The following is a 22,513-nucleotide window of genomic DNA, read 5'->3' on the forward strand; positions in this document are numbered from 1 at the left end:
TGTATAGGGCGAATGAAGGAAGATGAGGTATTTTGTAGAAATATTGAAGGATAGGTTTTTGAAGAAGGAGTGTACTGAATGGCTGAAACTCTGGATTTGCAAACAAACGAGTCGCTGAAAGAGCAGCTGAAGCGGATGAAAGAGGAAAATGACCGCCTGAAGAGTGATTTGAACCGGTATCACGTGATTATGAATAACACGCTTGATGCCATTTTTATATGCCGTAAGGAAATGAAAATCGTCCAGGCGAACGAGGCTGCGGCCCGGATGATGCAGATTGAGGCAGAGAACCTCATTAACCGCTCCGTCCTGGATTTTTTATATTCCGTGCCTCAGGAAGAACTGAATAAGGCCGTGAAAAAGTTTTTAAAAAAAGGCCATCTGTGGAAAGAGGTGCCGATTAAGCTTGACAGCGGCGCGACGAAATACATTGAATTCCTCGCCAGAGACGGAATTGGGGAGGATTATTTTTTTGTGGTGATGAGGGATATCTCCTCTAAAAAAATATTAGAGCGCGAATTCTCCATGAACGAGCAGCTGTTTAAAGATTTGTTTGACAGGGCTGTCGACGGCATCGTGCTGTTTGATAAGGACGGCGGGTTTATTGATGCGAACCTCTCTTTTTGCAAAAGCTTTGAGATCGGCCAGAATGAATTGTCCCATCTGTCGCTCCGCCATTTTACCGACGGAGAAAACAAAAAGCATCTGAAAGAAATCTGGGAAACCCTCCGCAGAAAAGGAAACGCCAAAGGAGAACTGCCCGTCAAACTTCGGTCAGGCGAAGAGAAGCTGTTTGAATTTACGATTACGTCCAACTTAATCAGCGGGTTCTACATGTCCATTATGAGAGACATAACAGAGAAACGGCTGATGGAATTGAAACTCTTTAAAAGCGAAGAGCGATTCCGCGAAATTTTTGAAAACGCCATGGACGCGATTGTCATTTGGTCTGATGACGGAAAGATTGCCAAAGCAAACGAATCGGCGTGCCGCATTTTCGAACTGCCGATGGATAAGCTGGTGGAGACGAATTTATGTACGTTTATCGTTGATCCGCAGAAAAAATACAAGCAGATTAAGAAGAAATATGAAAAATACGGGGAAATCCGTGAAGAAATGCTGTTTCAGATGGCAAACGGCCAATTTAAAGAGCTGGAATTCACATCAAAACGAACCATACTTGAAGGTCAGCATTTAACCATTTTAAGAAATGTCAGCGATCGTAAGCGGATGGAAAAAGAATTGCGGGAAAGCGAGCTGAAATTCAGAAAAGTATTCAACGGCTCAATGGACGGCAAGGTCTTATTTGACAACCAATTCCGCATTATTGACGCGAATCCTCTCGCAAGCCGTATACTCGGTATGCCGGATGAGGAGCTGAGAGCGTACACCGTTCCGGATATTCTTTCTTTATTTGATATTGAAAACGCGGGTGTTCCCGCCAGAAAGATTGATTTAGAAGGAATGGATAATGAAATCCCCTTCCTGTTAAGCAGCAGCGACAGCCGCAAACTGGAATTCTCCTTCAAAAGAAATATCATTCAAAATATGAATCTGGCCATCTTTAAAGATGTCACAGAGGCCAAAGAGCTTGAAGAGAGGCTGCGGAAATCCGACACTCTTCATGTTGTAGGGGAGCTGGCGGCGGGCATCGCCCACGAAATCAGAAACCCGATGACGGCGCTGAAAGGGTTCATTCAGCTTCTTCAAGGAAGCATTGAAGGCGAATATTCTCTGTACTTTAACGTCATTACCTCAGAATTAAAACGCATCGAGTCTATCATCACTGAATTTTTAATTTTAGCGAAACCCCAAGCGATACTATATGAAGAAAAAGACGTGACGCAGATTATGAAAGACACGGCTGATCTTTTGAATGCCCAGGCCAATCTTGTCAATGTGCAGATCCATCTGAACCTGACCGGAAACATCCCGCCGATTTACTGTGAACCGAATCAATTAAAACAGGTGTTTATCAATATTTTAAAAAACGCCATTGAAGTCATGCCGGGCGGCGGCAATATCTACGTGACCATTCAGTCTTCTGATCAAGACCACATTTTGATTTCTATTCAAGATGAAGGAACGGGCATTTCCGAAGACAAATTAAAACGTCTGGGTGAACCATTTTACACGACAAAAGACAGGGGAACGGGCCTCGGCCTCATGGTCAGTTATAAAATCATCGAAGAGCATCAGGGCCGCATTCATGTGGAAAGTGAAGAAGGGAAGGGCACCGTTTTTCATTTGACGCTTCCGATCCGGCAGAATACGGAAGAAAGAAGGAGCGGGGAATGATCTGTTTTACAAGTGTAAGAGCGCCGTTTGGAACCGTCATCGTAACAGAGGAAGAGAGCTTTATTACCGGCCTGTTTCTCACCGGGGAAGATTTTGAGGAATGGCGGAAAGACGCGCCCGGCGTAAAGCCGTGCGAAACCGCTTTGCTGTCGGAGGCGAAACAGCAGCTGGCATCATATTTTTCAGGAGAAAGAAAGCAATTCTCTCTGCCTCTGAGACAAAAAGGCACACCCTTTCAGGAAAGGGTGTGGAACGCGCTGACGATGATTCCTTACGGGGAATCCCGAAGCTACGGCGATATGGCTGAAGCGATCGGAAAACCGAAAGCGGTGCGCGCCATCGGACAAGCCAATAAACGAAACCGGCTGCCGATTTTGATCCCGTGCCATCGGGTAATCGGCAAAAACAGCGCCTTAACGGGATACGCGGGCACGAAGACGGATGTAAAAGCGGTGCTGCTGAACATCGAACAAATATCCTATAAAGAAAAATAAAGCGTATGGCACGTTCCGTTTTTTCGCGTCCGACATATCATTTTATTAAGTGAAAAAAGTTGCCCTGATGAAAAAGGAGGACGAAGCCTGATGAAAATGAGCCGTCCGCAAAAGATAGCCGGTTATGCAGAGCTGTTTTTTAAAATGCATCTCATTACAGCCGCCCAAAAAGATGAAGTGATTACATTGTGCAGACAAAAAAACCGCTGACATTGCCTGAGGCAATATCATCAGCGGTTTTTCAGCTCAGCTGGCAGTCAGCGAATAATTGTTCAATTTCTTCCGTGTAAGAACCGGTCACAATTCCTTTCTCGGTTATTATGCCGGAAATCAGGCTGCCCGGTGTGATGTCAAAGGCCGGATTGAAGACCGGAACATCCTCGGGAGCGGTGCGTATGCCGGAGATCTGTCTGACTTCATCCGGATCTCTTTCTTCAATCGGAATCTGATCGCCGTTTTCAATCTGCAAGTCAAATGTCGAAAGCGGTGCGGCCACAAAAAACGGAATTTGAAAGGCGTTTGCCAAAATAGCGAGGCCGTACGTTCCGATTTTGTTGGCCGTATCACCGTTTTTTGCAATTCTGTCAGCGCCGACAATGACCGCAGAAATATGTTTTTCCTTCATTGTATGGGCGGCCATGCTGTCCGTAATGAGCGTGACATCAATTCCGCCCTGCATCAGCTCCCACGCCGTCAGCCGTGATCCTTGAAGAACGGGTCTTGTTTCACATGCGTAGATATGAAGGCCGAGGTCTTTTTGTTTCGCTAAGTAAAAGGGAGCAAGCGCCGTACCGTACCGGCTTGTGGCAATCGAGCCCGCATTGCAGATGGTCATGATCTGGTCGCCTTTATTAAAAAGGTGCAGAGCATTTTGGCCGATCATTCGGCATGTTTCTTCATCCTCAATCTGAATTTGAATGGCTTCATGAACGAGAGTTGTCTTCGCTTCATTGATTGAGATCGCATCCCTGATCGAATCCGTAAGTCTGTCAAGCGCCCACGCAAGGTTGACGGCAGTGGGCCTCGAACTGTTTAAATACGCTTTGACATCCGCGAATTGACGTCGGAAATCTGAAAGGTCGCGGGCTTCAAATGACTTGGCGGAGAGCGCGAGTCCGAACGCCGCGGTTATACCGATGGCCGGGGCGCCCCTTACTTTCAGCGTGACAATCGCGTCGAATACATCTTCCTTTGTTTCAAGTTCCACATATTCAGTGACGGCGGGAAGCTTTTGCTGATTTAAAATGCGGATGTAGGTTTCTTTCCATTCTACAGAACGGGGGATGGCAAATTCATTGGTCATGCTGCATCATTCCTTTACACGGAGCTTAAATTGGTCCAGAACCTCGGTGATATGCTTCAGTTTTTTTCTGTTTTCGATATAATAGGCGCCGATGTCAAGCGCCAGCTTCTTCCGTTCGATTCGTTTGTCAAACGGAGTGATTTCATCTAAGTCAGCCACATGGGCGAGTCCGATCGTGCGCCGGATCAATTCGCATCCCGCAAAACCGACCGCTTCCTCAAACGCGTTTTTCAGTGTGTCTTCCAGCAGGTGTCTGCGGGAAGGCAAGCAGTCTTTCTCCCATGCTTCACTGAATGTTTTCACAAATGTATCCCATACGGCAGCGGTGTGGTCATATAACGGCTGTCTGTCGTCACCGTCGCGGCTGAGGGCGTTTAACAGCAGATTGGCGATAAATTGGCCGATGTCAAACCCGATCGGTCCGAAGAAAGCAAACTCGGGATCAATCACCTTTGTTTCATGTTCATCGGCGAAGATGCTTCCCGTGTGCAGATCGCCGTGAACCAATGTTTCCGCGGAATTCAGAAAGATGGCTTTCAATTCGTCAGCGCCTTCTTTCAGCCGGGAATTGTTCCAAACTTTTTCTGCGTATGGGCGCAGCTCCTCTTCAAAATCGTTTGTCTCATGGTCGAGAAACGGTTCTGTAAACACAAGCCTTTCTGTAATATTGCAAAGCTCAGGATTTGTAAACTGCTTTGCGAGCTGCTGCTTTACTTTCGCATCAAGCGCATAATCGGATGAGTAAAAAAGCGTTTTCCCTAAAAATTCACCGATATGAACCGATAAGTTCGGATAATGCTGCCCTTCCAGCAGCCCTTTTCTTGAAATCCGCAAATGGGAGAGGTCTTCCATTACCGTGACGGCCATTTCAGTATCGGAATAGTAAACGGCCGGAACGAGGTGCGGCACGTGTTCGCCCTGGCGGATGAGGGCGCTGCTTTCGATTCTCGCCCGGTCAATGGTAAGCGGCCAGCTTTCACCGACGACTTTCGCGTAAGGGATTGCCTGTTTAATAATCAGTCCTTTTTTGTTTTCTTTATCGTAAACATGAAAGACGTAATTTAAATTGCCGTCGCCGATTTCACGGCATGTCAGAGTGCTTTTGCTTTGGAATAAGCCGAGCTTGACGGCTAACGCGGCGGCGGAGCTTTCTGTTAATTGTTCATAAAGACTTGTTTTAGTTGCTGACATGGATTTACCCTCCAATTATGTAGTGGCAGTAAGAGATCGTGACGGAGAATACGCCCGAAAAAAAGCCTCCTTCTCTGAAAGAGAAGGAGGCTGAAACAGTGCAGTCCGCCTCTTATCTCTCAGATAACATCTGATGGAATTAGCACCGTGCCTTATGAGACAATCGTCTCGGCGCAAAATGTACGCGCCCCATTTCACAATGGAATTACGGTCGGTTGCTGTTGGGGTCAAAAGGCCAATCCCTCGCCCAACTCTCGATAAGAGAAAAATATATTGATTTGTATCACAATTCGGATTAATCAGTTGATGAAAATATTAGCAGGTGCCGGATATTCTTGTCAACGTTTTTTTGAAAATTAATATAAATCACGCCGCAAGTCTTGGAAAACCGGAATGGTTCCCCGCACGTCCGCGCTTTCTGACACATCAATTTCCGCCCGGACTGCGCCTTCCGTCCGGTCTCCTTCGGCTAAAATCCGGCCCCACGGGTCAATAATCAGGCTGTGGCCGGCAAATTCATTATCGGGATTGGACCCCGTGCAGTTAGAGGCTGCGACAAAACATTGGTTTTCAATTGCTCTGGCGATAAGTAGGCTTCGCCAATGATCAAGGCGGGGCAGAGGCCATTCCGCAGAGATAAACAGGACATTCGCGCCCTGGGACGTATGCTTTCTGATCCATTCGGGGAAACGGATATCATAGCAGATCAGCCCGGCGCACTTGACACCGTCAAGCTCAAAGGAACCGTCACTGTTTCCTGCTGACAAGTAAAGGTGTTCATCCATCAGCTGAAACAGATGTACTTTCTGATACCGCTTCACGATCTGTCCGCTGTTATCGGCGATGTACATGGTGTTATAGACATTTTCGCCTTCTTTGACCGCAAAAGATCCGGCAACGAGGTGTACGTTGTATGTTTTTGCCGTTTCTTTAAGCCATTGTTCCGAAACTTTGCCGTTTTCATCCGCCAGCTGATCTAGCCGTGTGAGATCATAGCCGGTCGTCCACAACTCAGGAAGCACGATTACATCCGCATGGCGGCTTTCTTGCTCAATCAAAGATTCTGCTTTTTTAAAGTTTTCTGAAGGATTTCCGTATGAAATATCAAATTGCAAACAGGAAACGGTCCATTTCATTTTTTAACACCTCAAGTTTCTCTTTACTTTTTTTATTTAACCATATATGATGATGGACTATCATTTCAAGACATTTTTAGAAGGTGAAAAATATGAACTTTGAAATCTCAGATGTACTCAAACAGCTGCCGGAACAATTTTTCGCATCATTGGTGCAAAAAGTGAATCAAAAGCTGAAAGAAGGCAGAGACGTCATCAATTTAGGGCAGGGAAACCCTGATCAGCCGACGCCTCAGCATATCGTTGAAGAAATGAAGCGCGCCGTCGAAAGGCCGGAAAATCATAAATACTCATCATTCCGGGGCGCTTACAGCTTCAAAAAAGCAGCCGCTGCATTTTATGAAAGGGAGTACGGGGTCACGCTTGATCCGGAAACGGAAGTCGCCGTGCTGTTCGGAGGCAAGGCGGGACTTGTTGAGCTTCCGCAATGTCTTTTAAACCCTGGAGATACCATTCTGGTGCCTGATCCCGGATATCCTGATTACTGGTCAGGCGTCGCCCTTGCGAAAGCGAAAATGGAAATGATGCCGCTGACGGAGGTAAGAGGGTTTCTCCCTGATTACAGCGTAATTCCTGAAAAGGTGCGGAGCGAGGCGAAGCTGCTGTATCTCAATTATCCGAATAATCCGACCGGCGCTGTGGCGACAGAGGCGTTTTTCGAGGAGACGGTCGGTTTTGCGGAACAAAACGGCATTTGTGTCGTTCATGATTTCGCGTACGGAGCCGTCGGTTTTGACGGGCATAAACCGCTGAGCTTTTTGCAGACCGAAGGCGCAAAAGAGACGGGAATCGAAATCTACACCTTGTCTAAAACCTATAATATGGCGGGCTGGCGGGTCGGATTTGCCGTCGGAAACGCTTCTGTCATCGAAGCGATCAACCTTTATCAGGATCATATGTTTGTCAGTTTGTTTCCCGCGGCGCAGCAGGCGGCGGCAGCCGCTCTTTTAGCGGATCAGGCATGCGTCGCAGCGCAAAATGACAGATATGAATCGAGACGCAATGCATGGATTGAAGCCTGCCGCGATATCGGCTGGGATGTGACGGCTCCGGCGGGCTCCTTTTTTGCATGGCTCCCTGTGCCTGACGGTTATACGTCACAGTCGTTTTCAGACTTGCTGCTCGAGAAAGCGGATGTCGCGGTCGCTGCCGGAAACGGGTTCGGAAAATGGGGGGAAGGCTATATAAGAGTCGGTCTTCTGACAAGTGAAGAAAGACTTAAAGAAGCTGCGGAACGGATCGGGAAACTGAATCTTTTCACCCGAAAAAGCATTGACATATCAGGGTAACAATGCGATAATTCAAAATACTTTATAAAATCATTATTCTTATCAAGAGCAGGCAGAGGGACGAGCCCGATGAAGCCCGGCAACCGACTGATAAAGCACGGTGCTAATTCTTGCAGCAGGAGCTGAGAGATAAGATTCGGACATAACACGAAGCCTCTTTCTGCTCATACGGAAGAGGTTTTTTTATGTTTTGCGAAAGAAAGAGAGGCGTTCACGCATGAGCGAATTATTGGCAACATATCTTCTGACAGACACAACGGACAGTGAAAAGCGGGCGGAACAGATTGCGGCGGGGCTGACGGTAGGCTCCTGGACTGACCTGCCCCTGGTGAAGCAGGAACAGCTCAGAAAACATAAAGGGCGGGTCGTAAAAGTTGGGGAGAAAGAAGGAACCTCAGAAAACGAAACACAATCCGTCATCACCATCGCCTATCCCGAGGCGAACTTTTCAAGAGATATTCCGGCCGTCCTGACGACGGTATTCGGAAAGCTGTCACTGGACGGAAAAATAAAATTGACTGATCTTGAATTTTCCGAAGGGTTTAAACGCTCCCTTCCCGGGCCGAAATTCGGTATATACGGCATCCGCAAACTGCTGGGCGAATTTGAAAGACCGCTTCTGATGAGCATATTTAAAGGCGTGATCGGACGGGATCTCGCCGACATTAAAGAACAGCTCAGACAGCAGGCGCTCGGCGGCGTGGATCTTATTAAAGATGACGAAATTTTCTTTGAAAATGAACTGGCTCCGTTTGAAACCCGCATTATCGAAGGAAAACAAGTCCTGAAGGAAACCCGGGAGGAGACGGGGCATAAAACGCTGTATGCCGTAAACCTTACGGGAAGGACCGCCGAATTGCGGGATAAAGCGAGGCGCGCGGCAGAACTCGGGGCGGACGCGCTTTTATTGAATGTGTTCGCTTACGGTTTAGATGTGATGCAGAGCCTTGCTGAAGACAGGGAAATCCCGCTTCCGATCATGGCGCATCCGGCAGTCAGCGGCGCGTTCACATCATCTCCCGTTTACGGCTTGTCGCATGCGCTTTTGCTCGGCAAGCTGAACCGCTATTGCGGCGCTGATTTCAGTTTATTTCCGTCACCTTACGGAACCGTTGCTCTTCCGAAGGAGTCCGCGCTTGCAATCCATGATGAATGTGTAAAAGACGATGTCTTTCATCCGTCGTTTGCCGTCCCGTCAGCAGGCATTCATCCCGGTATGGTGCCATTATTGATGCGCGATTTCGGCATCGATCACATCATCAATGCCGGCGGAGGCATTCACGGCCACCCGAAAGGAGCCGAGGGTGGCGGAAAAGCGTTCCGCGCCGTCATTGATGCGGTGCTTGAAGCGCAGCCGATTGAAGAAAAAGCCGCGTCGTGCAAAGATCTTCAGCTCGCATTAGACAAATGGGGAAGGGTGGAAGCCGTATGACCCGCACACCGCTGATTATTTGTGATTTCGACGGAACGGTCACCATGAACGACAACATTGTCAGCATGATGAAAGAATTCGCGCCTCCTGAGTGGCTTGAATTAAAAGACGGTGTTCTGTCTAAAAGCATATCAATCCAAGAAGGAGTCGGACGGATGTTCGGACTGCTGCCGAGCAGCTTAAAAGAAGAACTGACCGGCTTTATCCTGAAGGATGCGAAAATACGGGACGGCTTTTTTGATTTTGTCTCGTTTGTCCGCTCAAACGACCTCCCGTTTTATATCGTAAGCGGAGGAATGGACTTTTTTGTGCATCCGCTTTTGGAAGGGATCGTAGAAAAGGAGCGGATTTTCTGCAATCATGCATCCTTTGACAATGAATATATTCATATAGACTGGCCGCACGCCTGTGACGGAGCCTGTACCAATCAATGCGGCTGCTGCAAACCGTCAGTCATCCGGAAGCTATCCGATCAGCAGAAATTTCTCGTTATGATCGGTGATTCGGTCACGGATGTCGAGGCTGCAAAGTTATCCGATATGTGTTTTGCGAGAGATTATCTTTTGACTGAATGCAAAGAACTCGGCCTCCGGCATCTGCCTTTTCAAGATTTTCATGAGGTGAAAACAGGCATTGAAAACATCGGGGAGGTGCAGGCATGGCTGCAAAAGAAGAACGCTGGCGCGAACTTGCCGAGGTAAAGCGCGAGCTGGCCGAAAGAGACTGGTTCCCGGCAACGAGCGGGAATCTTTCCATCAAAGTATCCGACGGGCCGCTGACTTTTCTCGTTACGGCGAGCGGAAAAGACAAACGAAAAGAAACAGACGAAGATTTTCTCTTAATCGATGAGAACGGGAAGCCCGCTGAGACCGGCCATTCTTTAAAACCCTCAGCGGAAACGCTTCTCCATACTTACTTATACCAAAAGACAGACGCCGGCTGCTGTCTGCATGTCCATACCGTCAATAATAATGTCATCTCAGAGCTTTACGGGGATGAAAAACAAATCACTTTTCAGGGGCAGGAGATGATTAAGGCGCTCGGATTATGGGAGGAAAACGCGTCCGTGACCGTTCCGATCATTGACAATCCGGCGCACATCCCGGCATTGGCCGAAAATTTCGCGCACCATGCGGACGCCGGATCAGGCGCGGTGTTAATCCGCAATCACGGCATTACGGCATGGGGGCGGACCGCATTTGAAGCGAAAAGGGTGCTGGAAGCCTATGAATTTTTATTCAGCTGTCACCTCAAGCTTCTGGCACTTCGTCCGCAGCTGGTAAAATAAAAGGAGGAATAGAAAATGGCGACCATCAGAATTCATGACGAAAAGAATACGATCATTGAACATCAGGAAGAAGTAGCGCGCTTCTTAGACGAGCAAGAGGTGATCTATGAGCAGTGGAACATTGAAAAACTTCCGTCTGAGCTTTCGGAAAAATACGATCTAACTGAAGATGAAAAAGAACGGATTCTCGCGGCGTTTGACACGGAGATTCAGGACATTTCAGCCCGGCGCGGATATCAGTCTCAGGATGTCATTTCTTTATCAGATACCACGCCGAATCTTGATGAATTATTAAAAAATTTCCAAAGAGAACATCACCACACGGATGATGAAGTCCGCTTTATCGTCAGCGGACACGGCATCTTCGTCATTCAAGGCAAAGACGGCACATTTTTCGACGTCCGTTTAAATCCGGGAGATTTGATTTCAGTTCCGGAGAACATCCGCCACTACTTTACGCTTCAGGAAGACCGCCGGGTCGTCGCAATCCGAATCTTTGTGACGACTGAGGGCTGGGTGCCGATTTACGAAAATGAAAGTGTGCAAAACTGATAGACGCCCGAACCTCTCATGCACCCACCGGCATGAGAGGTTTTTTATTGTAATATAAAGTCAGCTGTGGCTGTTTTTTAATTCCTGAATATGCCGCATTCTGTTTATATCATTACCCGAATGGGTATTATTCTCGTATTCATGCAAAGATTCCAATATGAAATGAAAAAATAAGTTATTTAGTAAAAAAATGTTTACAAATAAAGTATAATCTGTAATAATGCTCAATAACCCAATCAAACTTGTTTCCTATTCTTTTAGCGGTGAGGGGTGAAGTGAATGGGCAGTTATTCTGAACAAGAAAAATTGCTTGTATCTATTGATAAAAAAAGAAAAATGATGATAGATGCGGCTAACAGGCAAGGGTTTACAGGATATGACACGATCAGGCACAGCCAGGAACTGGACTGTCTGATGAACGCGTATCAGCAGCTGGTAAACCGTGATCGTACACATCACCAAGGAATACAGGGCCTTGTGAAGAAAATAGGCTTGTTCTCCCGCGGTGACGTCATGCCTGCATATGAAGCAAACAAATGATTGATGATAAAACAGATAACGAAGACTGAATGCGCTTCCTGATCAAGCGCCGCATCCGAAAGATGACCGCGTACAGTCAGCAGATTTTTCCGCTGGCACGGCTCACGAAGCGCCTCGTACTATCTGCCGGCTATGATGCCGTTCCTCTGGTATATCCTCTTACACATATTCTTCTTTAAATAAAAAAACACCCCGATCCAGGGTGTTTTTTTCATCGAGAAGCGGCAGGGAGGGCAATGGTGACCTCTGTGCCCTTATCGACTTCGCTTTGAATGTCAATCGAACCGCCGTACATCAGCATGATTCGTTTACATACGACAAGGCCGAGGCCGGTGCCTTTTTCCTTTGACGTTACAAACGGAAGAAAAATGTGTTCAAGCATATCTTCAGAAATGCCCATTCCGTTGTCGGCCACCTTAATGACTGCTTTATGATCGCGGGCTTCTAAATAGATGGACAGCCGGCCGCCTTCCTGCATGGATTCCAGCGCGTTTTTCGCGACATTTAAAATCACCTGTTTAATATGGTCTTTCGTGCAGTTGACCTTGAGCGGCCGATTGACGAGAATCTCCACATTCACTTCCACATTATACAGATTCCCTTCAGAATAAATAATCGGCATAATCTCATCAAGAATATCCTGCAGCGAGTTCACTTCCAACCGTTCAGCAGTGGGTTTACCGAGCACTAAAAACTCACTGACAATCTGATTAATCCGTTTAATTTCCTGCTCAATAATTGAGAAATACAGCTGATCTTCCTCCGATTTGTATTTTTTCTGCAAAAGCTGAATGAAGCCGCTGATCCCTGTAAGCGGGTTGCGGATTTCATGGGCGGTGCTGGCGGCAAGCGTTCCGATCAGCTCCAATTTCTGCGCTTCATTTTGAGCGCGCTCCAGCTGGGTCTTGCGCTTAAGCAGATAATATTGAACGAGGATGAACAGAATATTCAGCAGCACGGCAATACTGGACATCGGCAGCAGCACGCTTTTGGTCAGCTCATTCAGCTCAACCGGTTTCGGATAAACATTGATATTCCAATTAATATCATCCAGATAGCCGCTGACCGGTTTCACACCTTCTGATTGATCAGCCCGTCCGCTGGCAAATATCACTTTATTCTGATTGGTTGCCTTGACATAAACGTCAGGGCTCAGCATATTGATCATATTTCTCAAATAATCGACTTGTATGGCGGCTACTAAATAATCCGTGACTTCCCGTTTTGCGTCTAACACCGGCACGCAGATCGTGAAGATGCGCTGGCCTGTAATTCTGCTGGAGTAGTCATTTGTGATGACCGTTTTTTTCGTCTTTTTCGCCTTCGTAAAATACGGTCTGTCGGCCAAATTCACCTTTGATTTCAGATCAGTTGTGCTTGCGATGACATCACCTTTGGAATTCAGCATATACAGACCGCTGAATCTGGGTTCATCCTCAAAAGCCTGATCGAGAATGTCAATGATCTTTTCTTCATTGACAGGCTTATCGACAGCGATCGCAAGTGTTGTCATCCGGGCTTTTGTTTCACCGATTAAATAATTGAGCTTATTGCGGTGAAGGTTGAGCATCATACTGGCTTCCTGTATGTGTTTATCGGCTATTTTCTGCTTTTCTTTTTCATAAATGAAAAAGCTGATAATAAGTGCCGGGATGATCACCAATATGAGATAAAGCTTGATCTTTCCCCGGGCACCTTTAAATGTATTCACTCTGCATCGCTCCAACATTACACTTGAATAGAGGTATTATATCATTTTTATACTTCTTTAATAAGAAAAAATAACCAAAATGATAGAAAAACAAATTATTTTATTAAGGTCAGACAAAAAGAAGAGAAATTTTGGAAACATTTTTGTTGACATTTTTCATTTTGTTTATTAATGTTTCTCTGTAACGGTTTCTTTTGTAAAAGGATGATTGAATGTATGACGGATAAAACAGAAAACTCATTGAAATTATTTATTGTACTGTCACGTGCGTACCGATCTATTAACGACCATATGAATAAACATATTCATAAGCACGGCCTGAACCCGACGGAATTTGCGGTGCTTGAGCTGCTGTACCACAAAGGCAACCAGCCGCTTCAGCAGATCGGCGACAAAATTTTATTAGCGAGCGGAAGTATTACATACGTTGTTGACAAATTAGAGAAAAAAGAACTTCTCATCAGAAAAGCCTCGCCGACTGACAGGAGAGTGACTTTCGCACAGATTTCTGAAAAGGGAATCCGTCTTTTGGACGATATTTTCCCTGATCATGCTGAAGAAATTAAAGAAATGATCAGTGTGCTGAGTGATGAAGAGATAGAAATGTGTACGGAAATGCTGAAAAGAGTGGGATTAAACGCTAAACATTTTCATCAGAAATAAAAAAGGAAGCCATTTGAAAGGCTTCCTTTTTTATATTACTGATTTTGGTCAGTCGCGGCGTTTCTAGGCTGTATCAATACCTCGACGCGCCTGTTTTTGCTGCGCCCTTCAGCGGTTTTGTTCGACACGGCCGGTTTATACTCTCCGAAACCTTTGGCGCTGAAAACTTTTGCGTCAAGTTTCGGGTTTTCTGTCAGAATAGCCATGAAGTTGACGGCCCGCATGACGCTTAAATGCCAGTTAGATTGATATTGTGAGTTTTTAATCGGTACATTGTCCGTATGTCCGCTGATGATAATGTTCCTCGGCGGATTCAGCACAAGGAGATTCGAGATTTCCTTGGCAAGCGGAATATCTTCCTGACGGATATCCGCCCGTCCGGAATCAAAAAAGATACTGTCTTTAATCGTAATTAAGAGTCCTTCTTTAGTCAGCTTTGTTTCAAGCTGAGTTTCAAGCTTTTTATTTTTTATAAATTGATTGACTTGCTTTTGCACGCCTTCAAGTTCTTCGCGGTCGGCTGCTTCTCTTTCTTTCTTTTTCTGTTCTTTATCTTTTTCCTTGTCTTTTTTTAACTGATCAACGCCGTCTTTTTCGTTTTCAGGAGGGGTGAGGCTTGAATATTCAAGAACACCCGTGCCTCCGGTAAACACGGCGTTAAATGATTTAGACAGCATTTGGAATTTCGCCGCATCGACCGAGCTCATGGCGAACAATACAATGAACAGAGCCAAAAGAAGGGTGAGCAAATCCGCGTACGGGATCAGCCAAGACTCATCCACATGCTCGTCATCATGCTTCTTCTTCTTTTTTCTCGCCATTGTTTGCCTCTCCTTCTTGTTCAGCGACTTTTGCGCGTTCATTCGCAGGAAGATACATGAGAAGTTTTTGTTCGATCACTTTCGGGGCCTGTCCTTCAAGCACTGACAGAACGCCTTCGATCATGATTTCACGCAGTTTGACTTCCTGCTTTGATTTGCGTTTCAGTTTGTTGGCGAAGGGATGCCATAGTACATATCCTGTGAAAATCCCGAGAAGGGTGGCGACAAACGCCGCACTGATGGCATGTCCGAGCGCCTCGGTATTGTTCATGTTGGAAAGAGCGGCGATAAGGCCGATGACCGCACCCAAAACGCCGAGTGTCGGCGCATATGTGCCGGCTTGTGTAAAGATGGCTGCGCCGGCCTGGTGTCTGTCTTCCATCGCTTCAACTTCCTCAGTCATAATATCTCTGATAAATTCTGCGCTTTGTCCGTCAACCGCCATGCTCAGGCCGTTTTTCAAAAATGCGTCATCCACGTCTTCAATGCTTGCTTCCAATGCGAGCAGACCTTCACGTCTGGCGATTTGCGCCCATTGAGAGAACATAGGAATTAATTGCGCAATTGTCAGCTGTTTGTTTTCTTTAAACAGCACTTTAAAAAGGGCAGGCACTTTTTTGATTTCTTTTCCGGGGAATGCGATGATCACCGCAGAAATCGTACCGAACAAAATAATCAGAATAGCTGCCGGGTTAGCGAGTGCGCTTAAGCTGACCCCTTTCAGCACCATGCCCACGCTTAAAGCAATCAAGGCGAGGATGATACCGATAATCGATGTTTTATCCATAGTTTTCACCAAATCCTTTATACTAGCTTTCTATGGTTAATATCGGTGGCAGTGCATGGAACTTTAGGGTGATTGAGAAATTGTTCCCGAATTCTTCACAGTTTCTCCCTTCCGGCATGGAGAAAGAAACAAAAAAGCGGCTCCCCGAAAGGAGGGGACCGCTTTTTTCTTATTGTGCCCGGACTTTGATGCCGTCCTCTTCCATTACGACATGGAAGGCTTTTATTTCGTTGTCATCCAATAAGAGATCTGTCATTTCGTCCTCGATCAATTCTTGGATGGTTCTTCTGAGCGGGCGTGCTCCGAAAGCGGGGTGGTAGCCGATTTCAGCGATTTTTTCTTTCGCATCATCGGTGACGCTCAGGCTGATGCCGCGCTCTTTTAATGTGTCTTCAAGCTCTGTGAGAAGCAGGCTGACGATTTTCACGAGATGTTCTTTTTTCAGGGATTGGAATTCAATAATGCTGTCAAATCGGTTTAAAAACTCCGGTTTGAAGAACGCGCTCAGTGAATCAATCAGCGTTTGTTCTTCCAGGACGCTCTCTTCAGATTGGAATCCGACTTTCACCTGTTTTTCGCCGGTTCCAGCGTTGCTTGTCATAATCAAAACGGTATCTTTGAAGCTGACCGTTCTGCCCTGGCTGTCTGTCAGACGGCCGTCCTCCATAATCTGCAGAAACATATGCTGGACATCAGGGTGGGCTTTTTCAATCTCATCGAGCAGCACGATGCTGTACGGATTGCGGCGCACTTTTTCCGTTAATTGACCGGCTTCATCGTGTCCGACATATCCCGGCGGTGAACCGATGATTTTTGATACGGCGTGTTTTTCCATGTATTCACTCATATCGAGACGGATAATGGAATCTTTTGTACCGAACAGTTCATCTGCGAGTGTCTTTGATAACTCGGTTTTTCCGACTCCGGTCGGTCCGACAAAGAGGAAGGAGCCGACAGGTCTGTTTTTGGATTTTAAGCCGGCGCGGCTTCGTCTGACCGCTTTCGCCACTTTTTTCACGGCTTTTTCCTGACCGATGACGCGCTGATGAAGATGTTCTTCAAGTTCCTTCATTTTGACTTGTTCATCAGCCTGGAGTTTTCCGACCGGAATGCCTGTTTTCTGTTCAATGATGGCTTGAATATGCTCCGCCCCGATTTCAGGTGAAGAGGCCGGTGTTTCATGCGCCAGCTGTTTTTCCAACGCCGCTTCTTCATCACGCAGTTTCGCGGCAAGCTCATAATTTTCTTCATGAAGCGCTTTTGTTTTCTCCGCGTCAATTGCTTTGAGTCTCTCAGCCGCATCTTCTTCATTTACGGTATCAAGCTCCAGGTTCGCCTTAGAGCCGGCTTCATCTAATAAGTCGATCGCTTTATCCGGCAGGCGGCGGTCCTGAATGTAACGGGATGAAAGCGTAACACAGGCGTTTATCGCTTCATTGCTGAATGTGACGCCGTGGTATTTCTCATATTTATCTTTAATGCCTTCCAGAATGCTGATGGCTTGTTCTATTGTAGGCTCGTGAACCATGACAGGCTGGAAGCGTCTTTCAAGCGCCGCATCTTTTTCAATCTGGCGGTACTCTTTCAGCGTTGTCGCCCCGATGACCTGCAGCTCGCCTCTGGCAAGCGCCGGTTTCAGGATGTTCCCGGCATCCATTGATCCCTCGGCAGAGCCGGCGCCTACGAGAAGGTGAATCTCATCAATGAACAAGATGACGTTTTTCCGTTCTTTTAATTCGTTCATTAATTGTTTCATTCTTTCTTCAAACTGGCCTCTGATCCCTGTATTGGCGACGAGAGAAGCGACGTCAAGCAGGTAAAGCTCTTTGTTTTTCAATTTGTTCGGCACATCGCCTTCAGCGATTTTAAGCGCGAGGCCTTCTGCAATAGCCGTTTTACCGACGCCCGGTTCACCGATCAGCACCGGATTGTTTTTATTCCGGCGGTTCAAAATTTCAATTACGCGCGCCACTTCATTATCGCGGCCGATCACAGGGTCAATCAGACCTGCTTTTGCGCCGTTTGTGACGTTTTGAGCGAGCTCGTCGAGCAGGCCTTTTTCAGGGCCGGACTGCTGTTTATTTTGATTGGGAGCGAAACCTTGCTCAAACGGGAATCCGAATGATTGCGGCCCCATGCTCATAGACGGTTTTCGGGTTAATTCTGTATAACATGTTTCACATAAAACGAATTGTTTTTGAATGGAATTGACTTGCATGTTCAGGCGAATCGTCGCCTCGTTTTTCTGACAATGTTGACAACGCATTTGCCAAAACCTCCTCGAAAAATGTTTGATCATCTTTGACCAAATGGATTAGAAAATAAGGCCGAAACTTTGACCTTCTTTGATTATTAGTATACTCTGACCTTCTTTGACTTTCAAGTATTTTGTTTCAAACCCCGAAAAATAAATGTTTACAGCATGATAAGTGATATTCGTGAGGTTTGATTATTTTTGACCAATATAGTCAGAAAGGAAATGGAATGATTTGACCTTTCTTGATGAAGAGTATACGCCGCCCTTTTTTTCTTTCAATATTTTTGCTTAGAGGAGAGAGCTGAATCTGTTTTCTCCGGGGAAGGACGATTTGTTCGTCTTTTCGGGAGACTTGTCTCATAAGCATATATAAAGGCCTGGACAAATCTGCGCTTAGCCGGAGGGTGAAATGGGACAAACAAAAGGTTCTGCAAGTCAGCTTGCATTTGTATACGTAGGCACGGTTGTAGGAGCCGGTTTTGCCACGGGACGGGAAATCGTTGAGTTTTTTCTGAAGTTCGGCTGGATCGGTCTGTTCGGTATCGTGGTAAGCGGTCTGATGTTTACATATTTAGGCGCCAAAATCATGATCATTTCCAAACGGATTCATGCAGCATCTTATCAGGAATTGAACACATATTTATTCGGCCAGTCCATCGGCCGTGCCGTAAACATGTTTATGATGTTTATATTGCTGGGAGTGACCTCTGTCATGCTGTCCGGAGCGGGGGCGCTGTTTCATGAACAGCTTGGATGGTCCGCACAAGCGGGGATCCTTTTGACGATCGTACTGAGCTTTGCCGTCATGACAAGCGGTGTTAAAGGTGTGTTCGGCGTCAATATATTGGTTGTGCCGCTTTTAATTTCTTTCTCTTTTATCGTGACAGCTGATTCATTTGTATTTACAAGCACGAGAAACGCGGACGAATGGGTATGGCCTGACAAGTGGAATTGGCTTTTGTCCGCCGTCTCTTACGGCGCGTTAAATTTATCGCTCGCCCAAGCCGTCCTTGTGCCGCTTGCGAACGAAATGTCTTCAGAGAAGGTGATCAGAAAGGGGGCTTATTTAGGCGGTGTTCTTTTGACACTGGTGCTTGCCGCGAGCTTTTTATCATTATCGGTGCTGCCGGATGTGCTGGAGTTTGACATTCCGATGGCTCAAGTTGTCTATTCGTATTCGCGTTCGCTTCATATCATTTATTTGTTTATTATTTTCGGGGAAGTGTTTACGTCAGTCATCGGCAATCTATACGGATTGGAAAAACAATTAAACAGTTTTCTTCATATAAAAAGTACATATATTTACGGCGGCATTTTGGCGTTTGCTTTCATTATCAGCCAAATCGGCTACGGACAGCTGATTTCCACCGTTTACCCGGTGTTTGGATATGTGAGCCTCGCTTTTATCGGCGCATTGATTTGCAAAAAAATCCCGAAAGAAAAATAAGGATATAAGGAAAATGTCTGTATTTTTTGGGAATTCCCCTTCTTTTTTCCTGACATTTCTGTATAATGAATTGGGAAATGATGGGGAGGAGTAAGAGATGAAAGCTCGACGTGTATTATTGGGATTTATTTTTATTTGTATCGGCATTGTATTTTTTTTACAGAAGGCGGGAGTTATACATATATCCGCAGGTTCGGCGTGGCCGTTTCTTTTCATTATAATGTCCGCAGGATTTCACGCCGGATTTATTTTTGCGAAAAAAACGACTGAACAGGCGGGACTGCTCGTTCCGGGCGGTATGTTTCTTGTGCTGGGCTGCCTGTTTTGTTTTGAGACCGCAACGGGATGGACGTATTCAGGCGTGACGTGGCCTGTTTATATATGGGCGCCTGCTCTCGGTCTGTTTGAGCTGTGGTATTTCGGCGGGAGGAAGTTAGGTGTATTGATTCCTGCTTTCATCCTGACTGCCGTGGGAGCACTATGCTTTGCCGGTATGCTGATGCCGGGGCTGTGGCCGCTTTTGATCATCGCAGCCGCGCTTTTGTTTCACGCCGCTGCCTTTATGCAGCCGAAAAAAAGATCGGGCCTTCTTATTCCGGGCGGCATTTTGCTTGTGACGGGCGGCTTGTTATGGTTTGAAACGCTGACGGATTGGACATACGCAAATGTGACATCGCCTGTCTACCTCTTTGCCGTTGCATTCGGGCTGTTTGAAGCCTGGCTGTTCGGCAGAAGGCAAAGAGGGCTTTTGACTGCTGCGGCGGTTCTGTGCGCCGCGGGCATTTTCGGCATATTCACCAATGCAAATGAAGTCATCAGCGAACGCGGCTGGCCCGCTCTCATTCTGTTGCTGGGCGCCGCTTTTCACATTCCGATTTTCGGCCCGAAACCTGTCAAAAACGCGGGGCTTCTCGTACCGGGCGGCATCTTATTGATTACGGGGATCTTGTTTGTCTTTGAAACGGCAACCAATTGGTCCTACTCCGATGGGACATGGCCTGTTTACCTGTTGGCAACGGCATTCGGTTTATTTGAGCTGTGGCTGTTCGGCGGGAAACAGAAGGCGCTGCTCATTCCGGTTGCGGTGCTGACCTTGACAGCACTTTGCTTTATGATGACGTATCAGCCGATCATTCCGGTTTCTGTTTTCTGGCCTGCTTTATTTGTTCTGATCGGGATTGCGCTGATGGTATTTCCGGGGAAGAAACGCGGGGCTTAAACCCGCTTTTGCAGCCTGACACAGGGTTCAGGCTGTTTTTTTATTGTCACGGGAAACAACATTATGGTATGATAGCAAAAGTGAAAAAAGAAGAAAATCCGTATTAATGCGGGAGAGGTTCTAGCTACACCCTCTATAAAAAACTAAGGACGAGCTGTATCCTTGGATACGGTTTTTTTATGTTTTTTAGGGCGCCTTCTCCGAAAAAGGCGCTTTTTTTATGGAATGATAGATAAGGGAGAGAAAGACATGAAAAAAGAAAAAGCGGTTGTGGTGTTCAGCGGAGGCCAAGACAGCACGACTTGTTTATTATGGGCTTTGCAAAACTTTGAAGAAGTGGAAACCGTTACATTCCATTATAATCAGCGTCACCAAGAAGAAATCGATGTGGCAAAATCGATTGCCGAAAAGCTCGGTGTCAAAAACCACTTGCTTGATATGTCTCTTTTAAATCAGCTTGCGCCGAATGCGCTGACAAGAGATGATATTGAAATTGAAGCGAAGGACGGGGAACTGCCGACAACCTTTGTGCCGGGACGAAACCTCGTGTTTTTATCCTTTGCTTCGATTCTTGCGTATCAAATCGGCGCGCGCCACATTATCACCGGTGTTTGCGAGACTGATTTCAGCGGCTACCCGGACTGCCGTGACGAGTTTGTCAAATCCTGCAATGTCACCGTCAACTTGGCGATGGAAAAGCCGTTCGTCATTCATACGCCGCTTATGTGGCTGAACAAAGCAGAAACGTGGAAACTTGCGGATGAGCTCGGCGCGCTTGATTTTGTAAAGAATAACACACTGACTTGCTATAACGGCATCATTGCGGACGGATGCGGCGAATGCCCGGCATGCCTGCTCCGCAATAAAGGATATGATGAATATATGAAACTGAAAGGAGAGCGGAACTAATTGCTTTCTCAAATTTACCCGCAGGTTCAGCATCCTTATTCGTTTGAGTTGAATAAGGACATGCACATTTCAGCCGCGCACTTTATTCCCCGCGAAAGCGCCGGAGCGTGCAGCAGAGTCCACGGGCACACGTATACAGTAAATATTACAGTTGCGGGGGATGAACTGGACGATTCAGGCTTTCTCGTGAATTTCAGCGTGCTGAAGAAATTGGTGCACGGCGCTTATGACCATACATTGCTGAATGACCATGAGGAATTTTCTGATGATGACAGATATTCACTGCCGACGACCGAGGTCGTGGCCAAAACGATTTACGATAAGGTGCAGTCCTACCTCGAAACACTGGAGAATCAGCCGGTCTGCGTGCAGATTTTTGTCAGGGAAACCCCGACAAGCTATTGCGTATACCGCCCGAAAAAAGGTGATAGGAATGGCTAAAGGAATTCCGGTTTTAGAAATTTTCGGACCGACGATACAAGGGGAGGGCATGGTTATCGGCCAGAAAACCATGTTTGTCCGCACGGCGGGCTGCGACTACTCCTGCAGCTGGTGCGACTCCGCTTTTACATGGGACGGCTCAGCCAAAAAAGATATCCGCTGGATGACGGCGGAAGACATTTACCGCGAGCTGAGAGAAATCGGCGGAGACGCCTTTTCCCATGTCACCATCTCAGGAGGAAACCCGGCGCTGTTAAAGCAGCTTGACGCGCTGATTCTGCTGCTGAAAGAGCACGGGGTGCGCGCCGCTTTAGAAACGCAGGGAACGGTCTATCAGGATTGGTTCACAATGATTAACGACCTGACGATTTCACCGAAGCCGCCAAGTTCGGGGATGACAACCGATTTTGCAAAGCTCGATCACATTGTGTCTTCGCTTGATGCGGCAGAAAGGCTTAACGCGGTCAGCTTAAAGGTCGTCATTTTTAATGATGAAGATCTGCAATTTGCGAAAACCGTGCACAAGCGGTATCCGAATATCCCGTTTTATCTTCAGGTCGGAAACGATAACGTCCATACGACGGACGACCGGGCATTGATCGCACATCTGCTCGGAAAATACGAAACACTCGTTGATAAGGTTTCAGCCGATTCGGATCTGAATCTCGTCAGAGTCCTGCCTCAGCTGCATACATTGCTTTGGGGCAATAAACGGGGAGTTTAATAGAAAGGGAG

21 protein-coding genes and 3 riboswitches are annotated in these 22,513 nt (G+C 46.7%); of the genes, 14 read left to right on the forward strand and 7 right to left on the reverse strand.

Annotation, left to right across the window (positions count from 1 at the left end):
* Positions 1 to 78 precede the first annotated feature (78 nt).
* Together GNE05_RS07190 and GNE05_RS07195 are read left to right on the forward strand one after the other, a co-directional pair.
* Positions 79 to 2,298 carry a PAS domain-containing sensor histidine kinase gene (locus GNE05_RS07190; protein WP_014417571.1) on the forward strand — a complete coding sequence of 740 codons (2,220 nt, stop codon included), beginning with the start codon at positions 79 to 81 and terminating at the stop codon, positions 2,296 to 2,298.
* On the forward strand, positions 2,295 to 2,792 hold the full coding sequence (locus GNE05_RS07195; RefSeq protein WP_007610941.1) for a methylated-DNA--[protein]-cysteine S-methyltransferase: 498 nt from the start codon (positions 2,295 to 2,297) through the stop codon (positions 2,790 to 2,792). The genes GNE05_RS07190 and GNE05_RS07195 overlap by 4 nt, the downstream gene beginning before the upstream one ends.
* A gap of 241 nt (positions 2,793 to 3,033) precedes the next feature.
* Here the strand turns inward: GNE05_RS07195 and mtnA are convergent, their stop codons facing one another.
* The 3 genes from mtnA to GNE05_RS07210 form a co-directional block, all read right to left on the reverse strand.
* A complete protein-coding gene (mtnA, locus tag GNE05_RS07200) occupies positions 3,034 to 4,095 on the reverse strand; it encodes an S-methyl-5-thioribose-1-phosphate isomerase (protein ID WP_160182616.1) in 1,062 nt (353 codons plus the stop codon).
* A 6-nt stretch (positions 4,096 to 4,101) separates the two neighbouring features.
* Complete coding sequence (gene mtnK, locus GNE05_RS07205) at positions 4,102 to 5,286, reverse strand: S-methyl-5-thioribose kinase (protein WP_014417574.1); 1,185 nt, start codon at positions 5,284 to 5,286, stop codon at positions 4,102 to 4,104.
* A 109-nt stretch (positions 5,287 to 5,395) separates the two neighbouring features.
* Positions 5,396 to 5,550, reverse strand: a riboswitch (SAM riboswitch).
* 92 nt (positions 5,551 to 5,642) lie between these two features.
* Positions 5,643 to 6,422, reverse strand: coding sequence for a carbon-nitrogen family hydrolase (locus GNE05_RS07210; protein ID WP_160182617.1), 780 nt, complete (start codon positions 6,420 to 6,422; stop codon positions 5,643 to 5,645).
* Positions 6,423 to 6,514: 92 nt separating this feature from the next.
* Here GNE05_RS07210 and GNE05_RS07215 point away from each other — a divergent pair, with 92 nt between their 5' ends.
* The 6 genes from GNE05_RS07215 to GNE05_RS07240 all read left to right on the forward strand — a co-directional run bounded on the left by GNE05_RS07215 (position 6,515) and on the right by GNE05_RS07240 (position 11,523).
* On the forward strand, positions 6,515 to 7,711 hold the full coding sequence (locus GNE05_RS07215) for a pyridoxal phosphate-dependent aminotransferase (protein WP_103526945.1): 1,197 nt from the start codon (positions 6,515 to 6,517) through the stop codon (positions 7,709 to 7,711).
* 36 nt (positions 7,712 to 7,747) lie between these two features.
* A riboswitch (SAM riboswitch) is annotated at positions 7,748 to 7,847 on the forward strand.
* Between the two features lie 81 nt (positions 7,848 to 7,928).
* The gene (gene mtnW, locus GNE05_RS07220; RefSeq protein ID WP_014721074.1) at positions 7,929 to 9,143 is read left to right on the forward strand and encodes a 2,3-diketo-5-methylthiopentyl-1-phosphate enolase; all 1,215 of its coding nucleotides are present in this window, start codon (positions 7,929 to 7,931) and stop codon (positions 9,141 to 9,143) included.
* The gene (gene mtnX, locus GNE05_RS07225; protein ID WP_061862128.1) at positions 9,140 to 9,844 is read left to right on the forward strand and encodes a 2-hydroxy-3-keto-5-methylthiopentenyl-1-phosphate phosphatase; all 705 of its coding nucleotides are present in this window, start codon (positions 9,140 to 9,142) and stop codon (positions 9,842 to 9,844) included. Before mtnW ends, mtnX begins: the two co-directional genes overlap by 4 nt.
* Entirely contained in the window at positions 9,802 to 10,431 is a 630-nt protein-coding gene (locus GNE05_RS07230) for a methylthioribulose 1-phosphate dehydratase (RefSeq protein WP_061862129.1), read from the forward strand. The genes mtnX and GNE05_RS07230 overlap by 43 nt, the downstream gene beginning before the upstream one ends.
* Positions 10,432 to 10,446: 15 nt before the next feature.
* Positions 10,447 to 10,983, forward strand: a complete 537-nt coding sequence (locus tag GNE05_RS07235; RefSeq protein WP_029974828.1) for a 1,2-dihydroxy-3-keto-5-methylthiopentene dioxygenase — start codon at positions 10,447 to 10,449, stop codon at positions 10,981 to 10,983.
* 279 nt (positions 10,984 to 11,262) lie between these two features.
* Complete coding sequence (locus GNE05_RS07240) at positions 11,263 to 11,523, forward strand: aspartyl-phosphate phosphatase Spo0E (RefSeq protein ID WP_003154690.1); 261 nt, start codon at positions 11,263 to 11,265, stop codon at positions 11,521 to 11,523.
* 211 nt (positions 11,524 to 11,734) lie between these two features.
* On the opposite strand, the gene GNE05_RS07245 is transcribed toward GNE05_RS07240, so the two are convergent.
* Entirely contained in the window at positions 11,735 to 13,252 is a 1,518-nt protein-coding gene (locus tag GNE05_RS07245; protein ID WP_029974827.1) for a sporulation kinase KinD, read from the reverse strand.
* 198 nt (positions 13,253 to 13,450) lie between these two features.
* On the opposite strand from GNE05_RS07245, the gene GNE05_RS07250 reads away from it, so the two are divergent.
* Positions 13,451 to 13,897, forward strand: a complete 447-nt coding sequence (locus GNE05_RS07250; RefSeq protein WP_003154686.1) for a MarR family transcriptional regulator MhqR — start codon at positions 13,451 to 13,453, stop codon at positions 13,895 to 13,897.
* Positions 13,898 to 13,932: 35 nt separating this feature from the next.
* Here GNE05_RS07250 and motB read toward each other — a convergent pair whose 3' ends face one another.
* The 3 genes from motB to clpE form a co-directional block, all read right to left on the reverse strand.
* Positions 13,933 to 14,718: a flagellar motor protein MotB gene (motB, locus tag GNE05_RS07255; protein WP_017417652.1), complete on the reverse strand. Its 786-nt coding sequence runs from the start codon at positions 14,716 to 14,718 to the stop codon at positions 13,933 to 13,935.
* A complete protein-coding gene (gene motA / locus GNE05_RS07260; protein ID WP_007408461.1) occupies positions 14,690 to 15,505 on the reverse strand; it encodes a flagellar motor stator protein MotA in 816 nt (271 codons plus the stop codon). Before motA ends, motB begins: the two co-directional genes overlap by 29 nt.
* A 169-nt stretch (positions 15,506 to 15,674) precedes the next feature.
* Positions 15,675 to 17,771: an ATP-dependent protease ATP-binding subunit ClpE gene (gene clpE / locus GNE05_RS07265; RefSeq protein ID WP_160182618.1), complete on the reverse strand. Its 2,097-nt coding sequence runs from the start codon at positions 17,769 to 17,771 to the stop codon at positions 15,675 to 15,677.
* A gap of 400 nt (positions 17,772 to 18,171) precedes the next feature.
* On the opposite strand from clpE, the gene GNE05_RS07270 reads away from it, so the two are divergent.
* From GNE05_RS07270 to queE, 5 genes are all read left to right on the forward strand, one after another.
* Positions 18,172 to 19,209, forward strand: a complete 1,038-nt coding sequence (locus tag GNE05_RS07270) for a YkvI family membrane protein (protein ID WP_017417655.1) — start codon at positions 18,172 to 18,174, stop codon at positions 19,207 to 19,209.
* A 97-nt stretch (positions 19,210 to 19,306) separates the two neighbouring features.
* Complete coding sequence (locus GNE05_RS07275) at positions 19,307 to 20,428, forward strand: hypothetical protein (protein ID WP_160182619.1); 1,122 nt, start codon at positions 19,307 to 19,309, stop codon at positions 20,426 to 20,428.
* 108 nt (positions 20,429 to 20,536) lie between these two features.
* Positions 20,537 to 20,581: riboswitch (PreQ1 riboswitch) on the forward strand.
* A 96-nt stretch (positions 20,582 to 20,677) separates the two neighbouring features.
* The gene (gene queC, locus GNE05_RS07280) at positions 20,678 to 21,337 is read left to right on the forward strand and encodes a 7-cyano-7-deazaguanine synthase QueC (RefSeq protein ID WP_022553432.1); all 660 of its coding nucleotides are present in this window, start codon (positions 20,678 to 20,680) and stop codon (positions 21,335 to 21,337) included.
* A complete protein-coding gene (gene queD, locus GNE05_RS07285) occupies positions 21,338 to 21,778 on the forward strand; it encodes a 6-carboxytetrahydropterin synthase QueD (protein ID WP_014417585.1) in 441 nt (146 codons plus the stop codon). It abuts the gene before it with no gap.
* Positions 21,771 to 22,502: a 7-carboxy-7-deazaguanine synthase QueE gene (gene queE / locus GNE05_RS07290; RefSeq protein ID WP_003154676.1), complete on the forward strand. Its 732-nt coding sequence runs from the start codon at positions 21,771 to 21,773 to the stop codon at positions 22,500 to 22,502. The genes queD and queE overlap by 8 nt, the downstream gene beginning before the upstream one ends.
* Positions 22,503 to 22,513 lie beyond the last annotated feature (11 nt).

The organism is Bacillus sp. AM1(2019) (assembly GCF_009906915.1).
Lineage (GTDB): Bacteria > Bacillota > Bacilli > Bacillales > Bacillaceae > Bacillus > Bacillus velezensis.

Coding starts and splice junctions, on each gene's coding strand:
- GNE05_RS07210 (WP_160182617.1), bottom strand. CDS start 6,422: ATGAAATGGACCGTTTCCTGTTTGCAATTTGATATTTCATACGGAAAT.
- motA (WP_007408461.1), bottom strand. CDS start 15,505: ATGGATAAAACATCGATTATCGGTATCATCCTCGCCTTGATTGCTTTA.
- GNE05_RS07245 (WP_029974827.1), bottom strand. CDS start 13,252: ATGTTGGAGCGATGCAGAGTGAATACATTTAAAGGTGCCCGGGGAAAG.
- mtnX (WP_061862128.1), top strand. CDS start 9,140: ATGACCCGCACACCGCTGATTATTTGTGATTTCGACGGAACGGTCACC.
- GNE05_RS07250 (WP_003154686.1), top strand. CDS start 13,451: ATGACGGATAAAACAGAAAACTCATTGAAATTATTTATTGTACTGTCA.
- motB (WP_017417652.1), bottom strand. CDS start 14,718: ATGGCGAGAAAAAAGAAGAAGAAGCATGATGACGAGCATGTGGATGAG.
- queE (WP_003154676.1), top strand. CDS start 21,771: ATGGCTAAAGGAATTCCGGTTTTAGAAATTTTCGGACCGACGATACAA.
- mtnA (WP_160182616.1), bottom strand. CDS start 4,095: ATGACCAATGAATTTGCCATCCCCCGTTCTGTAGAATGGAAAGAAACC.
- GNE05_RS07270 (WP_017417655.1), top strand. CDS start 18,172: ATGGGACAAACAAAAGGTTCTGCAAGTCAGCTTGCATTTGTATACGTA.
- GNE05_RS07275 (WP_160182619.1), top strand. CDS start 19,307: ATGAAAGCTCGACGTGTATTATTGGGATTTATTTTTATTTGTATCGGC.
- GNE05_RS07215 (WP_103526945.1), top strand. CDS start 6,515: ATGAACTTTGAAATCTCAGATGTACTCAAACAGCTGCCGGAACAATTT.
- mtnW (WP_014721074.1), top strand. CDS start 7,929: ATGAGCGAATTATTGGCAACATATCTTCTGACAGACACAACGGACAGT.
- GNE05_RS07190 (WP_014417571.1), top strand. CDS start 79: ATGGCTGAAACTCTGGATTTGCAAACAAACGAGTCGCTGAAAGAGCAG.
- clpE (WP_160182618.1), bottom strand. CDS start 17,771: ATGCGTTGTCAACATTGTCAGAAAAACGAGGCGACGATTCGCCTGAAC.
- GNE05_RS07235 (WP_029974828.1), top strand. CDS start 10,447: ATGGCGACCATCAGAATTCATGACGAAAAGAATACGATCATTGAACAT.
- GNE05_RS07240 (WP_003154690.1), top strand. CDS start 11,263: ATGGGCAGTTATTCTGAACAAGAAAAATTGCTTGTATCTATTGATAAA.
- mtnK (WP_014417574.1), bottom strand. CDS start 5,286: ATGTCAGCAACTAAAACAAGTCTTTATGAACAATTAACAGAAAGCTCC.
- GNE05_RS07195 (WP_007610941.1), top strand. CDS start 2,295: ATGATCTGTTTTACAAGTGTAAGAGCGCCGTTTGGAACCGTCATCGTA.
- GNE05_RS07230 (WP_061862129.1), top strand. CDS start 9,802: ATGGCTGCAAAAGAAGAACGCTGGCGCGAACTTGCCGAGGTAAAGCGC.
- queC (WP_022553432.1), top strand. CDS start 20,678: ATGAAAAAAGAAAAAGCGGTTGTGGTGTTCAGCGGAGGCCAAGACAGC.